This is a genomic window from Streptomyces sp. JLBJ103, assembly GCF_058215575.1.
Genome location: NZ_CM177089.1, coordinates 1,742,256 through 1,757,091, shown reverse-complemented (window position 1 = coordinate 1,757,091; position 14,836 = coordinate 1,742,256). Strand labels below are relative to the sequence as shown.

Genomic DNA, 14,836 nt, shown 5'->3' with positions numbered 1-14,836 from the left:
CTGCACCGCCTCCGCCCGCGCAGTAGTCTGCGTTGATCGTTGGACGGGGGCGGAAGGCGGTGCACAGGTGAGCTCGGGCGGGCTGGAGCTGCCCCCTGGCGACGGAGGTCCCGGGGGTGACGGCTCCACCGAAGCACCTCCCGGCGCGGTGTCCCTGGTGCGGCCGATGGAGATCGGAGCGGAACTGGACTGGGGCGCCGATGCCTGGGCCGAGGTGCGGACACGTGCGCGCCGGGCCGGGCGTGCCTACATCTGGCTGAATCTGGTGGAACAGCGGCTCCGCGCGGTTGTCGGAGCCGTTCTCCGTCCCATCTACGAACCTGTCCACGGCGACGACTGGGTCATCGCCGCGGCCGGACCCGCCGGACAGGAGTGGGTGCAGCGCGCGGTGGCGGTCCGGGAGGTGAGCCGCCGCAAGGGCTATCTGCTCGATCCGGCCGACGACAATGTGCTCAGCTTTCTCACCCTCCCGCAGCTGCGGGAGCTGCTGGTCCAGCACTGGCCGTGCTTCGAGCCCTACCTCGACGACCGGCGCGAGGTGGAACTCGCCCTGGACGAGCTGGAGGTCGCGCGTAACGTCGTCTCCCGCAACCGGGCGCTGTCCGAGACCGTCCTCGCCCAGGCCGAGCGCGCTTCGGCCCGGCTGCTGGAGATACTCGGCAGCGGCACCGGCACCCCCTCGGCCGACCGGCTGCCCATCGACGCCGTCGAGGACCTCGTCGGCGACCGCTACGCCGATGTGGTCGGGGTCCACTCCGACCGGGTGCGGCTCCAGCGGCAGCTGCCCGCCGAGGATCTCTTCGAGGGTGCCCGCCGCCTCGACGCGGTCGGCATCGGGCTGAACCTCCTGGTCCAGAACTACTCCGGCCGCCGCCTGGTGCGGCTGGCCGAATCCGGCTGCCGGGCACGGCTGCTCTTCCTCAACCCCGCGAGCAGCGCGGTACGCCGACGCGAACGCGAACTCGGCCTGAAGAAGGGCGAGTTGAGCCGATCGGTGGAGATGAACATCCTCCATATGCGACGGGTCCGGGCCCGGCTGCGCGACCCGGATGCCTTCGAGATCCATGTCTTCGACGAGACCCCCCGCTTCACCGCATACCTGGTGAACGGCGACGGCACCGACGGCCTCGCGGTCATCCAGAGCTATCTGCGCAAGGCCCGCGGTATGGAGGCCCCGGTCCTGGTACTGCGCGGCGGCGGCCGTGGCCGCGATGTGGTGCGCGCCGGCCAGGACGCCGGTCCCGCGGCCGACGGCGGGCTCTTCGGCACCTACCGGGAGGAATTCGAGAGCGTCTGGGGAGACTCCCGCCCGGTCTCCTGAGCCGTCCTGCCGTCCCCGGTGTTGTCGTACCCCGTCCGTACGCTCCTGACATGCCGAACACGTATACGACCCTGTGGGGCGGCGACGTCTGCCGCCACCTCACCGGGCGTTGTCAGTGGTGCATGCGAAGGTGGTGCACACCAGGAGATAGCCATGGATAACCGGCGATAACCGGGTTGACCGGTGATAACCGGGTGAAACCGGGGGAGTTATGACAAAGGGAGGGCAGCCATGGGCTGGCACCGTGAGCTTCTGATCGGATTCGATCTGGAGACGACGGGCACCGATCCGCACACGGCGCGGATCGTGACGGCGGCCGTGATCGAGGTGAAGGGCGGGGAGCCGATCGCGCGGCGGGAGTGGCTGGCCGATCCGGGGGTTCCCATTCCGGAGGGTGCCGTGGCGGTGCACGGGATCACCGATGAGCGGGCGAAGGCCGAGGGGCGGCCGGCCGCGGAGGTGGTCGACGAGGTGGCGGACGCGCTGGTGGCCCACTGGCGCCGGGGCGCCCCCGTGGTGGCGTACAACGCGGCGTTCGATCTCAGCCTGCTGGCCGCCGAGTTGGGGCGGTACGGGCTGCGGTCGCTGAGCGAGCGGCTGGACGGGGCGGAGACCGGCCCGGTCGTCGATCCGTACACGATAGACCGGGCCGTCGACCGCTACCGCAAGGGCAAGCGGACGCTGGCGGCGGTCTGCGGGGAGTACGGGGTGGTGCACGAGCGGGCCCATGAGGCCGGGGCGGACGCGCTCGCGGCGGTGCGGGTGGCCTGCGCGGTCGCCGAGCGCCATGGCGAAGTGGCCGGGCTGGAGCTGTGGGATCTGCACCGCAAGCAGGTGGGCTGGTACGCCCACTGGGCTGCCGACTTCCAGTCCTGGCTGCGCCGCAAGGGCACCCCGGACGCGGTGGTGGACGGCAGCTGGCCGCTGCGCGAGGTGGGGGCGGCAGCGTAGGACGCGGGGCGGGAGCGCCGTACGGCGGTCGGCCGGACGGGGGCTCCGCGCGCCGATGAGTTTCCCGGCTCCGGCCGGTCCGTACAGGTAGAGGCAGGTAGAGGGATGAACGGACCGGAACGAGGAGGACCGCCGTGACGCACCAGAGCCCGATCGTCGATCTCGGCCCCGCGGCCCAGCGGGTGTCCGCACTGCTCAGCGGAGTCTCGGACGATCAGCTGACGGCGCGCACCCCGTGCGCCGAGTATGCGGTGGGGGATCTGCTGGACCACATGATGGGGCTGGCGCTCGCCTTCCAGGACGCGGCGCACAAGAAGCCGCCGGTGGACACAGAGCGGTCCGCGCCCGGCCGGGGCTCCGCGGCCCGGCTGGAGCCGGGCTGGCGGGAGGAGCTGCCGCGGCGGCTGGACGGCATGGTGGCCGCCTGGCGGGATCCGGCGGCCTGGCAGGGGAACGCGGAGGCCGGGGGCGTCACCCTGCCCGCCGAGGTCATGGGGCTGGTGGCGCTGGACGAGTTGGTGATCCACGGCTGGGATCTGGCCCGCGCCACCGGCCAGCCCTTCGACGTCGACAGCCGCAGCGCCGAGGCCGTCATCGGGCTGCTGTCGCAGTCCGCGCTCGAGGACCGTCCGAAGGAGCTGTTCGGGCCGGTCGTCCCAGTTCCGGAGAGCGCCCCGCCGCTGGACCGCGCGGTCGCCCTCAGCGGACGTGACCCCGCCTGGTCGGCCTGAGCGACGACGACGGCGGCGCGGTCGTCAGAACGCGTACCAGCGCACCGCCGGGTCACCCTCCCGCAGGGAGGCCACCCGGCGGGCGAACTCGGCCCGCGCCGCCGGATTGCCCGGTGCGTGCTGGGCCACCCACGCACAGCTCGCGGTCTCCCGGGCGCCCCGCAGCACCGCGCAGCCGGGCCACTCCCGCACATCCCAGCCGTAGGCCGCCGTGAAGTCGTCGTAGGCGGCCGGGCCGAGGCCGTAGCGGTCCCGGCTCAGGGCCATGACCACGAGGTCGTGCTCGCGCAGATCGTGGGAGAAGGTCTCCAGGTCCACCAGGACCGGGCCGTCGGGGCCGATGTGCACATTGCGCGGCAGGGCGTCCCCGTGGATCGGTCCGGGCGTCAGCCGCGGTGCCAGCTCGGCGGCCGCCGCGGCGAAGTCGTCCCGGCGGGCGCGCAGATACGCCGCGTCCGCCGGGTCGATCGCGTCCCCGGCCAGCCGCAGCCACCGTTCCACCCCACCCAGCAGCTCCCGCCGCGGCAGCTCCAGCGACAGCTGAGCGGGCGGCTCCGGCAGGGCGTGCACCAGATGCAGCAGCGCGGCCAGATCACGTGGTCCGGCGGGCCGGACGGGCTCGGGGAGCTGCTGCCAGTAGGTCACCAGATGACCGGAGAACGGAAGCGGTTGCTCCGAGCCGTACCGCCGATCCGGCCGCACCGCGGGCAGCCCCTCCCGCGCCAGCCAGTCGGCCACCTTCAGCTCCCGGGCCGCCCGGTCCCACATCTCCAGATCCCGGCTGACCCGCACCACCAGGGACAGACTGTCGACCGCGAAGACGGCGTTCTCCCCGAAGGCCAGCAGCCGGGCCTCGGCGTCCCCGGCCCGATAGGGCGGCAACGCCGCGCCGAGCACCGCCCGCGCCCGCTCCTCCGTGAACGCCACGTCCGCCACGCCGTGCGCCTTCCCTCTGCCATGGGCCATAGCTTCATCATGCACCCTCCGCCCGTCCGTTGATCATCACCGGATTCCGCGCATCGCGGGTCGGCCCAACTCCCCTGCGGCGCGCCGCGGATCGTATGCCTTGACTGTGCCCGGCCCCATCCGCACGATGACGTGGGCTTCCCCATCGGGCAGCCGCGTACCGCCGCGTACCGCACCGCACCGCTGCGCTCCGTCCCACCGCACCGCACCGCCCCGCCGCGCCCCGAAGGAGCCCCTGCCCGTGACACCCACGACCGCGACGGCGCGGCCGGAACGGAGACCGGACGCCGGGGCGTCCGGTGGTGGCGCGCCGGGGGTCCGGCGCGGCACGGGCCATGGCGCCTGGTTCCTGGTGCTGCCCGCGCTCATTCCGATCCTGCTGCTGAGCGTCGGCCCGCTGCTGTACGGGGTCGCGCTCGCGTTCACCGACGCGCAGTCGGGCCGTACCGAGCCCACCGAGTGGATCGGGCTGCTCAACTTCCAGGACCTGGCGCGCGACACGCTGTTCTGGGAGTCATTCCGGATCGGGCTGGTCTGGGCCGTCGCCGTGTCGGTGCCGCAGTTCGTGCTGGCGCTCGGGCTGGCGCTGTTACTCAACCAGAACCTCCGCTTCCGCTGGCTGGCACGGGCGTTGGCGATCGTTCCCTGGGCGATGCCGGAGGTGGTGGTCGGCGTCATGTGGCGGCTGGTCTACCACCCGGAGGCGGGCATCCTCGGGGAGACGCTGGGCACCCAGCGGGACTGGCTGGGCAGTCTGGGCACCGCGCTGCCCGCGGTGGTCGTGGTCGGCATCTGGGCGCGGCTGCCGCAGGTGACGGTGGTGCTGCTGGCCGGTCTCGCCAACGTTCCGAAGGAGCTGCACGAGGCCGCGGCGATGGACGGCGCGGGTGCCTGGCGGCGCTTTCGCACCGTCACCTGGCCGGCCATCCGGCCGGTCGCCCTCGCCATCGGCGCGCTCAGCTTCATCTGGAACATCAACTCCTTCGCGCTGGTGTACGTCCTGACCGGCGGCGGCCCCGGCGGACGCACCCGGCTGCCGATGCTCTTCGCGTACGAGGAGGCGTTCCGCTACGGGCAGTTCGGCTATGCGGCGGCGATGGGGTGTGTGCTGGTCGCGGTGGTCTCGGTGCTGCTCGCGGTCCAGCTCGTCGGGCGGCTGAAGGGGGAGGGTCGATGAGCGCCGCCTCGCGTCCCCCTCGCGCCCTCGTCGTCCGGCGCCGTGCGGCCCGCACCGGGCAGTACCTCGCCCTGCTGGGCTATCTGGTCTTCCTCGGCTTCCCGCTGCTGTGGCTGGTGTCCACCGCGTTCAAACCGCCGCGCGAACTGGCCACCCTGCACCCGGGGTGGATTCCGGACCACCCCACGCTCGACAACTTCCGCCAGGCGTTCGACGAGCAGCCGCTGCTGCGGGCCGGGGCCAACAGCCTGCTCGCCGCGGTGGCCGCCGCCGTCATCGCGGTGGTGATCGCGACCCCGATGGCGTATGTCATGGCCCGCCACCACCGCTCCCCGCTGTCCCGGGCGGCCACCGGCTGGGTGGTGGTCAGCCAGGCGTTCCCGTTTGTGCTGGTGATCATCCCGCTGTTCCTGGTCCTCAAGAACCTCCGCCTGGTCAATTCGCTCGGCGGGCTGATCCTGGTGTACGTGGTGTGGTCGCTGCCGTTCGCGCTGTGGATGCTCGCGGGCTACGTCCGGGCCGTGCCGCGCGAACTGGAGGAGGCCGCGGCGGTGGACGGCGCGGGGCGGCTGCGCGCGCTGGTCTCGGTCACCATGCCGCTGCTGGCCCCCGGGATCGTGGCCACCGCCCTGTTCGCCTTCATCAACGCCTGGAACGAGTTCTTCTTCGCCCTCGTCCTGCTCAAGTCCCCCGAGAAACAGACGATGCCGGTCATCCTCACCCACTTCATCGGCGCGGAGGGCGTGGCCGACCTCGGGCCGCTCGCCGCGGCCTCGCTGCTGGCGACGCTTCCCTCGCTCGTCCTCTTCGCCGTCATCCAGCGGCGGATCACCAGCGGCACCCTGGCCGGGGCGGTGAAGCACTGATGCGCCGCCGGGGCTTCCTGGCCGGGGCGCTGGCCGCGCCCGCCGCCACCGCGCTGCTGCCCGGCTGCGCACCCGGGCGGCGCCGTGCCACGGGCGGGAAGGCCAGGCTCCGCTTCCAGTCGCTGGCCTGGCAGAAGGAGTCGGTGGACGCCACCAAGCGGCTGGTGAGGGAGTGGAACGCGGCCCATCCGGACATCGAGGTGGAGTATGTCCAAGGCAGCTGGGACAGCGTCCACGACCAGCTGCTCACCTCCTTCGAGGCCGGTGAGGCACCCGACATCATCCATGACGCGGCAGACGACCTCGCCGACTTCGCGTACGGGGGGTATCTCGCCGACCTCGACGGGCTGCTCACACGGCGGCTGAAGGACGACATCCCGGAGCCCAGTTGGGCGACCGTCAGCTTCGGCGGCGGTCGCTACGGGGTGCCCTTCCTCCAGGAGCCGCGGGTCCTCATCGCCAACCGTACGCTGCTGAAACAGGCGCGGGTACGCGTTCCCACCGTCCAACGGCCCTGGAGCTGGGAGGAGTTCGAGGACGCTGCGAAGGAGCTGACCCGGGGCGGGACGCACGGGGTGGCCTGGCCGCTCAAGGAGCCCGTCTCCGCCACCCTCAACCTCTCGCTGTCCACCGGCGGCAGGGTCTTCCACCGGGGCGCGGACGGAAAGGACGGAAAGGGCGGCAAGGTCACCATCCGCTTCGACGCCGCCGACCAGCGGGTGCCGCGCACCATCCGCGACCAGGTGGTCCGGGACCGCACGGCTTCCAGGACCACTCTCGGCATGGGCGGTTCGGACACCCTGCCGGGCTTCTTCGGCGGGAAGTACGCGATGGTCCCGCTCGGCTTCTCCTACCGCCAGCAGATCGTGCAGCAGGCACCGAAGGGGTTCGAGTGGACCGTTCTGCCGTCCCCGGCCGGACCCGGCGGTGACCGGCGGCAGGGGGTCAGCCCGCAGACGCTGTCCATCGCCGAGGACAGCCCGTACCGGGAGGAGGCCGCGCGCTTCATCGACTTCCTGCTGCGGCCGCCCCATATGGTGCGGCTCGCGCTCGGCGACTGGATGCTGCCGACGGGAAGCCGCGCACTGCGCGATCCGGCGCTGCACACCCGCGGACACGGCTGGGCCACCGGCACCGCGCTGGCCGGGGCGCTGCACCCGGCGCCCGCCCTGTCGGTGCGCGGCTATCCGGAGTGGAAGGACAAGGTCGCCACTCCGGCGCTCCAGGAGTACTACAGCGGGGCGATCGGAATGGACAGCCTGAAGGAGCGGCTGGTGAGCGACGGGAATCTGGTGCTCGCCCGCTATCAGCGGTAGGCGGCGCCCGCCCCCGGGGTGGCCGACCGGTGGGCGGCCGTCCGGGCGCGGATGGCGGGGGGAGGGAGGGACCCGGCAGGCGGCCGATCTGATCGAGGCCCGGCTGTCCACCTGAACCTGCCATCGACCCCGTCCATACAAGAGACCGATACCCCCGGGGAAAGGTTGCGTCTCACCGCTCTTGTCTCTTCTCCCAACGGCTTCTTAGCTTCAAGTAAACGCTTGTCAAACACCAGGAAGCTGAAGAATGACCCGAGACATACCGCCGCTCGCCGAGGTCCGCAGGATCACTGAGAAGAAGCGGGACGCGTGGTGGACCGTCATGCTGGTGGACCCGGTGGCCACACCGCTGGTGCGCTGGACCGCGAAACACACCCGCGCCACCCCCAACCAGCTCACCTGGGCCGCGTTCCTCGTGGGTCTCGGCTCCGCCGCCTGCTTCGCCCAGGGCGACTGGAGATGGCTGCTGCTCGGCGCGCTGCTGTACCACGTGAGCTTCATCTTCGACTGTATGGACGGCAAGTTGGCCCGGCTGACCGGGACCGGATCGGTCTTCGGCGCCTGGCTGGACTTCGTCTTCGACCGGATCCGGGTACTGGTCTGCGCGGTGGCGCTGATGGGCGGCCAGTACGCGCGGACCGGTGAGGTGCTCTACCTCTGGCTCGCGCTGGCCGTGGCCTCGCTGGACGCGCTGCGCTACATCGACTCGCTGGAGATCTTCAAGATCCGGCACGGGATGCGCAAGCAGATCAAGGCGCGGATGCGGGCGGCGCGCAAGGCCGAGAACGCGGCCGAACTCGCCTTCATGGAGGACCTGCTCCGGGAGAACCCCGAGGCCGACATCGAGCAGGACCGGGTCACGGTGGCCGCCCTGGAGGCGGACGGGACGGCGGCCACCGAGCCGGTCGCCCGGGAGGGCCAGGCCGAACCCGCCGCTCCGGACACCGACCCGGTGGACGCTCCGGTGGGCGCCCCGGCGGCGCGCCGCCCCGCCGTCGTCGATCTGCACCAGGAGTTCCGGCGCCGGTTCCCGTGGTGGACCCGGTGCCGGAACGTCCTGCTGCGCCACCGCATCCGCGCTCATCTCATCAGCGGGATCGAGTTCCAGATGGGGGTGTTCATCATCGGCCCCGCCGTCGACGCGGTGGTGGCGACGACCGTCGTCTCGGGTGTGCTGCTGCTCGTCTTCGAGCTGGCCATCATCTACAAACTGCTGCTGTCCACCCGGGACTTCACCCGCACCCTGGACTCCTTCGACGCGGCGGTTCCGCCCGCCCCGGCGCCGATGGCGGCGTCCGCCGCCCCGGCCACTCCGGTCAGCTCCTGAGCCAGGGTGAGCCACTGCGGCGGTGTCACATAGCCGACCACCACCTCCCGCTCCAGCCCCGCCCGCCGGAAGGCGTCGGTCAGCCGCCGGGCGGGACACACCCGGCGCAGTGACGCGTACAGCGATCCCCCGACGCCGGAGAAGCCCAGCTCCACCAGGCCCGTGTAGGCGGTGCGTTGCTCCGCCTCCGGCAGCAGCGGCAGCGGACGGCGGGTGAGTCGCATGATCCCGCCGTCCACCGCGGGCACCGGCCGGAAGGCGGTCCGCGCCACCCGGCCGCACAGCCGCCACTCCACCTCGGGCCAGGTCCGTACGGTCAGCAGGCTCCAGCGGCCGAAGTCACCGGTCCGCTTGCGGGCGTACTCCAGCTGGGTCAGCAGGGTTGCCGAGGTCAGCTGGGGCGCCCGCAGCACCCAGTCGACGATGTCCGAGGTACGGGCGTAGGGCACATTGCCCACCAAGGCGAAGGGCTCGCGCGGCGGATGCGCGGTCAGGAAGTCCCGGTGGACGATGCGCGCCGCCGGGTAGGGGGCGAGCCGCTCGCGCAGCCCCGCGATCAGATGGTTGTCGATCTCATAGCTGATCAGCTCGCGGCAGAGCGGTGCCAGCGCCTCGGTGAGCACCCCCTTGCCCGCGCCGACCTCCACCAGGAGATCGCCGGGGCCGGGGCGGGCGGCGCGGACCACCCGGGCCACGGCGCTCGGATCGGCCAGGAAGTTCTGCGAGAGGGTACGCCGCGCCCGGTCGCGTGCGGTGCGACGGGGCGCGGGGGAATGGTGTCGGTTGCGGGCCACGGCCACGGTCCTTCCGTAAGCCGGACGGGCAGCGGTGGCCGAGGTGACGGCAGCGCCGGACGGGCCCTGCCGCCCGTCCGGAACGAGTGATTCCTGAACTGGCGGGGGCCCTGGCCGAGGGCATACGGAAGCGGCGGATCGGGCGCTCGGAACAACGAGCGCCACACCTGGGGAGACGATCAGAGACGATCAGCGGTGAGAGGGAGAGGGCCGGTCGCTCATGACGAACGACGGGTCGCCTCAGACCATCACTCGCTCACGACAACAGGTCGCTCACGACAACAGGTCGCAACGGGCGGATCACAGACTCGCGGGGAGGCTGGGCGCGTCCGGGCCGGCCAGGGCACCGGGGCCGCGCCGCGGACGGCGGGTGAACAGGGCATAGGCGCACACACACGCCACCCCGGCACAGCCGCGGGTGATGAGGCGGGTGGACACGCCGATGCCGGGACTGCCGCCCATCGGTGTCCTCCTCCCAGTGCGCCCGTGCGGGCCGTGTGCGACGACACGGAACTCCGCCGTGACTCTCGCACCGTACGGACCGGGCGGCGGACGGCGCAACGGGTTTTTCCGGGGCCCGTCCGCCGGGCTCGCCGCGGTCCCGTCCGCCGGGCTCGCCGTCGTCCCTCCGCCGGATTCACCGCGGGTCCGTCGACTCTCCCCGCCCCGGCTTCCGCGGCGTCAGGAACAAGCCAGCACACGAAACCGGCCGCGCGGCCGAAAGGCCACGCGACCGGTTGACGTCGCGGCGGGAAGTCGGGGGCGTCAGACCCTGGCGTGCCGTGGGCGGTCGCTCAGGTCGGGGTCGTATCCGGGCGCCACGCCCGCCGGGGCCGGGGCGGGCGGCTGTGTCAGGCCCGCCTCGTCATGGGTCATATCGGGCAGCCACTCCAGCCACTTGGGCAGATACCAGTTGCGCTCGCCGAGCAGTGTCATCACGGCCGGGAGCAGCACCCCGCGGATCACCGTGGCGTCGATGAGCACCGCGGCCGCGAGCCCGACACCCATCTGCTTCATGCTCTGCATCGACAGCGTTCCGAAGATCGCGAAGACGGCGACCATGATGACGGCGGCGCTGGTGACCACACCCGCGGTGGTGACGACCCCGTGCACCACCGCGTCCTTGGTGGTACGTCCGGCCAGCCGCGCCTCGCGGATCCGGGAGACCACGAAGACGTGGTAGTCCATGCTCAGCCCGAAGAGGATCACGAAGAGGAACAGCGGCAGCCAGGACACGATCGCGCCCACGCCCTCCGCGCCCACCAGGCCGGCGCCCCAGCCGTGCTGGAAGACCGCGGTGAGGATGCCGTACGCGGCGCCCACCGACAGCAGGTTGAGCACGATCGAGGTCACCGCGATGGTCAGCGACCGGAACGACATCAGCATCAGCAGGAAGGCGAAGACCACGACGAAGGCGAAGACCGGGGTCACGGCCGAACCCAGCTTGTCGTTGAAGTCCTTGGAGGAGGCGGTGGAGCCGCCGATCGGGGCCTCCACACCGTCCACCGCGCCGAGGGTCGCCGGGCGCACCTCGTCCCGCAGGACGGTCAGACTCTGCTCGCTCTTCTTCTCGTCCGAGCCGCCGATCAGCGGCACGTTGAGGACGGCCAGGTTCTCCTTGGCGTGGAAGGTCACCTCGACCGGGCCCTTGGAGGCGCCCTTGGCCACCGCGTCGGCACGGAAGCGGCCGATGGCCTCGCGCACCGGAGCGGCGTTGATGTCCTTGGCCTTGACGACCACCTGAGCCGGGTCGGGACCGCCGGGGAACGCCTTGTCGATGTGCTGGTAGGCGGCGACGACCGGCAGCCGGTCGCCGAACTCCTGGTCCATGGTGAGGTTCGCGGTGTTCATGCTCACGGCGGGGACGGCGATGGCGATCAGGGCGCCGCCCGCGACCGCCAGGGACAGCTTGGGCCTGCGCAGCACCGGCCCCAGCACCGCGCGCCAGACGCGGCTCTCACTGTTGCCCTTGCGCTTGGCGCGGGCCAGGAACGGCACCCGCCCCTTCTCGACCCGCTCACCGAGCAGTGAGAGCAGCGCGGGCAGCACCGTCACCGAGCCGACCATCGCCACCGCCACCACCATCAGCGTGGCCAGGCCCATTGCCTTGAACTCGGCGATACCGGTGAAGAGCATGCCCGCCATCGCCACGATGACCGTGACACCCGAGACCAGGATGGCCCGGCCGGAGGTGGCCGCGGCGATACGCAGCGCGGTCTGGGCGTCCCGTCCGGCGGCGCGCTCCTCGCGTTCCCGCCGCAGATAGAACAGGCAGTAGTCGACGCCGACGGCCAGACCCACCAGCAGCATCACGGAGTTGGCGGTGTCGCTCATATGCACCCAGTGGCTGACCACCGCCACCAGACCGGTGGTGGCCAGGAACGCCGTCATCGCCAGCGCCACCGGCAGCAGGGCGGCCACCAGGGCGCCGAAGGCGATCAGCAGAATGCCGAGGGCCACCGGCAGGGCCGAGTACTCGGCCTGCTGGAAGTCGTCACCGAAGGCGTTGTCGAACGCCTTCTGGCCGCTCGCGTCGCCGAACTCCTCGATCCGCAGGTCCGGGTGGGCGTCCTTGGCCTTGTCCACCGCGTCCAGCACCGGCTGGATATGGTCCGACGCCTTCTCCGCGTCACCGCGCATATCGAACTGCACCAGCGCCGAACGCCGGTCGGCGGAAATGGTTTTGGTCTGATACGGGGACTTTACGTCGGTGGCCTCGCCGGTGCCGCGGACCGCACCGATCACCGCGTCGACCGCACGTGCGGAATTCGGGGTCGTTCGCCGTGATCCCCTTGCTCTTGGCCTGGATCAGGATGGTTTCACCAGCGGCTTCGTCAATGCCCGCCTCGTCGAGAATCGCCGAGACCCGTCCGGCTTCGCCGGGAACCTGCTCCTTGTCCGCCACATCGACCCGTCCGGCCATCGACCCGACGGCCAGGGCGAGGATGACCAGCAGCACCCAGCCCCCGACCGCGGTCCACCGGTGCCGGGCGCTCCAACTGCCTGCGCGGGCCGCTATTCCGCGCGGTCTCTCCAAGCGGTCCGTATCCGCCACGACGTCCCCCTTTTCCTGTGGCGGCGACCCCGTGCCGCCACCGCGGAAAACGCTAGGCCGCGGGGGCGCGGCCCCCCATCCTGCTGTCCGGTGAACCCACGGGCAGCTCCCTCCACCCTGCGGAGGGGGGACAGCCCTACCCTTTCGATTCAAGCCCCTTACAGGTAAAGGGATTTGGCTTGATCGCCATGATGGCCGGAGTTGTCTGCGTCACAACTTCCGGGAGATCTTGAATTGACCGTGTCAATCGGTCAGGGTTTCGAGTCAGCCCGGGGCGACCCCACTTCGCTTCCCGGTGCGCGCACTCAGTGCGATTCCCCCCACCACCGCACGAGGAGGATTCCCTCGTAATGGCAGCACACAAGCAGCGCAACGCGCGTCGCATAGGTCTCGCCGTGGCCGCCGCGGCCGCCGTCACGGCCGGTGCCTTCGTGGCCATCCCGGCCGGCGCCGCCACCGACACGCCCGAAGAGGGCAAGGTCTACGGCACGCAGTCCAAGAACGCCGTGGACGGCAGCTACATCGTCATGCTCAAGGGCGGCAAGACCATCAAGGCCGCCTCCGAGGGCAAGGACCTCGCCAAGGAGTACGGCGGCAAGCTGCGCCGCAGCTTCGACTCCGCCATCAACGGCTTCTCCGCCAACCACCTGAGCGAGACCGAGGCCAAGCGCCTCGCCGCCGACCCGTCGGTCGCCAAGGTGATCCAGAACCACCGGTTCACCATCAAGGGCACCCAGGAGAACCCCCCGTCCTGGGGCCTGGACCGGATCGACCAGGAAGACACCCAGGGCGACAAGAAGTACACCTACCCGGACACCGCGGGTGAGGGTGTCACCGCGTATGTCATCGACACCGGTGTGCGCACCTCGCACAAGGACTTCGGCGGCCGCGCCAAGTCCGGCTTCGACGCCATCGACAACGACGACAACGCCGACGACGGCAACGGCCACGGCACCCACGTGGCGGGCACCATCGCCGGTGCCGACCACGGTGTCGCCAAGAAGGCCAAGATCGTCGCCGTGCGCGTCCTGGACAACGAGGGCTCCGGCACCACCGAGCAGGTCGTCGCGGGCATCGACTGGGTGACCGAGCACCACGAGGGTCCGTCCGTGGCCAACATGAGCCTGGGCGGCGGAGTCGACGAGGCGCTCGACGCGGCCGTGAAGAAGGCCATCGACGCGGGTGTCACCTTCGCGGTAGCCGCGGGCAACGAGTCCACCGACGCCAGTCAGAGCTCCCCGGCCCGGGTGAAGGAAGCGATCACCGTCGCCTCCAGCACTGACAAGGACGAGCAGTCGGACTTCTCCAACTTCGGCAAGGCGGTGGACATCTACGCCCCCGGCTCGGACATCACCTCCGACTGGAACAGCGGCGACGACGCCACCAAGACCATCTCCGGCACCTCGATGGCCACCCCGCACGTCGTGGGCGCCGCCGCCGTCTACCTCAGCGGCCACAAGGACGCCAAGCCGGCGGACGTCGCCAAGGCCCTGACCGATGGCGCCACCGCCGACAAGATCACCAACCCGAGCGAGGGCACGCCGAACAAGCTGCTGAAGGTCGTCAAGTAACACCCTTCAGACCCCGGCCGCCGTACCCACCCAGGTGGGTACGGCGGCCCTTCCTTTCCCCGCCCAGGGCTAAGGGCTGTCCCTTGGCCTCGCCTCAGTTGCCCAGACGGCCGCGCAGTGCGGGAACGTCGAGGTCAACAGCGAACTCTCCGGCGACCTCGACGGACTGCCTCCCGGTGACCGTGGCCGCTTCTCGGTAGGTGTCGGTCGCGAGCTCATGTGTCACCACGTGCAGATCGGGCTGGAGCTCCACCCGCCAATAGGCGGGCACCTTCGCCTGGGCGTAGAGGGCGGGCTTGAGGATGCGGTCGGTGGAGCGGTTGAACGGAGAGACGATCTCCACCAGCAGCAGCACGGCCTCAAGAGGCACCATGAGCGTGTCCCATGCGACGGCGGAGGCGTCCACGACCGCGATGTCCGGGATGAACAGTCTGGATTCCGCCGCCACATTCACCGCGTCGGCGGCGATGAAAGGTGCTTCGGACCGCCCCAACGCGCTCTCGATCTGCTTGTGCAGTTCATACGCCACAGTCTGATGGGCCAGGCTGGGAGCGGGGGACATCATGAGGACACCGTCCACGAGTTCATAGCGGGCGCGTGCCGGGTGCTCCGGGAGTGCGAGGACGTCCTCGACCGTCCAGGGGCCTTCGTGATCGTCGACTCGCGTTTCAGCGACGCTCATGACCGCCACCACCGCCTCCTCGTGATCCTTGGCTCCAGCATGGCACGCAGCTCGGACAAACGCCGAGACTTCCAGCTCC

General features: G+C 71.1%; 11 protein-coding genes and 2 pseudogenes. 8 read left to right on the top strand and 5 right to left on the bottom strand.

The features are described 5' to 3' along the window. Positions 1-67 precede the first annotated feature (67 nt). The 3 genes from AC4BEG_RS07560 (at position 68) to AC4BEG_RS07550 (ending at position 3,003) form a co-directional block, all read left to right on the top strand. Positions 68-1,321 (top strand): DUF5919 domain-containing protein, encoded by a 1,254-nt coding sequence (locus tag AC4BEG_RS07560; protein ID WP_490705129.1) that lies wholly within the window; start codon positions 68-70, stop codon positions 1,319-1,321. A 231-nt stretch (positions 1,322-1,552) separates the two neighbouring features. Next, the gene (locus tag AC4BEG_RS07555; RefSeq protein ID WP_490705128.1) at positions 1,553-2,272 is read left to right on the top strand and encodes a 3'-5' exonuclease; all 720 of its coding nucleotides are present in this window, start codon (positions 1,553-1,555) and stop codon (positions 2,270-2,272) included. A gap of 134 nt (positions 2,273-2,406) precedes the next feature. Next, positions 2,407-3,003 (top strand): TIGR03086 family metal-binding protein, encoded by a 597-nt coding sequence (locus AC4BEG_RS07550; protein ID WP_490705127.1) that lies wholly within the window; start codon positions 2,407-2,409, stop codon positions 3,001-3,003. 24 nt (positions 3,004-3,027) lie between these two features. On the opposite strand, the gene AC4BEG_RS07545 is transcribed toward AC4BEG_RS07550, so the two are convergent. Beyond that, positions 3,028-3,969, bottom strand: a complete 942-nt coding sequence (locus AC4BEG_RS07545) for a phosphotransferase (RefSeq protein WP_490705126.1) — start codon at positions 3,967-3,969, stop codon at positions 3,028-3,030. A 241-nt stretch (positions 3,970-4,210) separates the two neighbouring features. Between AC4BEG_RS07545 and AC4BEG_RS07540 the strand changes: the two genes are divergently transcribed. From AC4BEG_RS07540 to AC4BEG_RS07525, 4 genes and pseudogenes are all read left to right on the top strand, one after another. Further along, positions 4,211-5,146, top strand: coding sequence for a carbohydrate ABC transporter permease (locus AC4BEG_RS07540; RefSeq protein ID WP_490705125.1), 936 nt, complete (start codon positions 4,211-4,213; stop codon positions 5,144-5,146). Further along, positions 5,143-6,012 (top strand): carbohydrate ABC transporter permease, encoded by an 870-nt coding sequence (locus AC4BEG_RS07535; RefSeq protein WP_490705124.1) that lies wholly within the window; start codon positions 5,143-5,145, stop codon positions 6,010-6,012. The genes AC4BEG_RS07540 and AC4BEG_RS07535 overlap by 4 nt, the downstream gene beginning before the upstream one ends. Continuing rightward, positions 6,012-7,328 (top strand): ABC transporter substrate-binding protein, encoded by a 1,317-nt coding sequence (locus AC4BEG_RS07530; RefSeq protein WP_490705123.1) that lies wholly within the window; start codon positions 6,012-6,014, stop codon positions 7,326-7,328. Before AC4BEG_RS07535 ends, AC4BEG_RS07530 begins: the two co-directional genes overlap by 1 nt. A 247-nt stretch (positions 7,329-7,575) precedes the next feature. Next, positions 7,576-8,586, top strand: a pseudogene (locus AC4BEG_RS07525) (CDP-alcohol phosphatidyltransferase family protein); the annotation flags it as partial. On the opposite strand, the gene erm reads toward AC4BEG_RS07525, so the two are convergent. The 3 genes and pseudogenes from erm to AC4BEG_RS07510 form a co-directional block, all read right to left on the bottom strand. Continuing rightward, positions 8,532-9,449 (bottom strand): ErmE/ErmH/ErmO/ErmR family 23S rRNA (adenine(2058)-N(6))-methyltransferase, encoded by a 918-nt coding sequence (gene erm / locus AC4BEG_RS07520; RefSeq protein WP_490705122.1) that lies wholly within the window; start codon positions 9,447-9,449, stop codon positions 8,532-8,534. The pseudogene AC4BEG_RS07525 and the gene erm overlap by 55 nt on opposite strands. Before the next feature lie 300 nt (positions 9,450-9,749). Further along, positions 9,750-9,911, bottom strand: a complete 162-nt coding sequence (locus AC4BEG_RS07515; RefSeq protein ID WP_490705121.1) for a hypothetical protein — start codon at positions 9,909-9,911, stop codon at positions 9,750-9,752. 303 nt (positions 9,912-10,214) lie between these two features. After that, positions 10,215-12,504, bottom strand: a pseudogene (locus AC4BEG_RS07510) (MMPL family transporter). Between the two features lie 350 nt (positions 12,505-12,854). Here AC4BEG_RS07510 and AC4BEG_RS07505 point away from each other — a divergent pair. Then, the gene (locus AC4BEG_RS07505; RefSeq protein ID WP_490705120.1) at positions 12,855-14,075 is read left to right on the top strand and encodes a S8 family peptidase; all 1,221 of its coding nucleotides are present in this window, start codon (positions 12,855-12,857) and stop codon (positions 14,073-14,075) included. Positions 14,076-14,169: 94 nt separating this feature from the next. Here the strand turns inward: AC4BEG_RS07505 and AC4BEG_RS07500 are convergent, their stop codons facing one another. Then, positions 14,170-14,757: a Uma2 family endonuclease gene (locus AC4BEG_RS07500; protein ID WP_490705119.1), complete on the bottom strand. Its 588-nt coding sequence runs from the start codon at positions 14,755-14,757 to the stop codon at positions 14,170-14,172. Positions 14,758-14,836: the final 79 nt, after the last annotated feature.

Coding starts and splice junctions, on each gene's coding strand:
- AC4BEG_RS07530 (WP_490705123.1), top strand. CDS start 6,012: ATGCGCCGCCGGGGCTTCCTGGCCGGGGCGCTGGCCGCGCCCGCCGCC.
- AC4BEG_RS07500 (WP_490705119.1), bottom strand. CDS start 14,757: ATGAGCGTCGCTGAAACGCGAGTCGACGATCACGAAGGCCCCTGGACG.
- AC4BEG_RS07535 (WP_490705124.1), top strand. CDS start 5,143: ATGAGCGCCGCCTCGCGTCCCCCTCGCGCCCTCGTCGTCCGGCGCCGT.
- AC4BEG_RS07515 (WP_490705121.1), bottom strand. CDS start 9,911: ATGGGCGGCAGTCCCGGCATCGGCGTGTCCACCCGCCTCATCACCCGC.
- AC4BEG_RS07545 (WP_490705126.1), bottom strand. CDS start 3,969: ATGGCCCATGGCAGAGGGAAGGCGCACGGCGTGGCGGACGTGGCGTTC.
- AC4BEG_RS07505 (WP_490705120.1), top strand. CDS start 12,855: ATGGCAGCACACAAGCAGCGCAACGCGCGTCGCATAGGTCTCGCCGTG.
- AC4BEG_RS07555 (WP_490705128.1), top strand. CDS start 1,553: ATGGGCTGGCACCGTGAGCTTCTGATCGGATTCGATCTGGAGACGACG.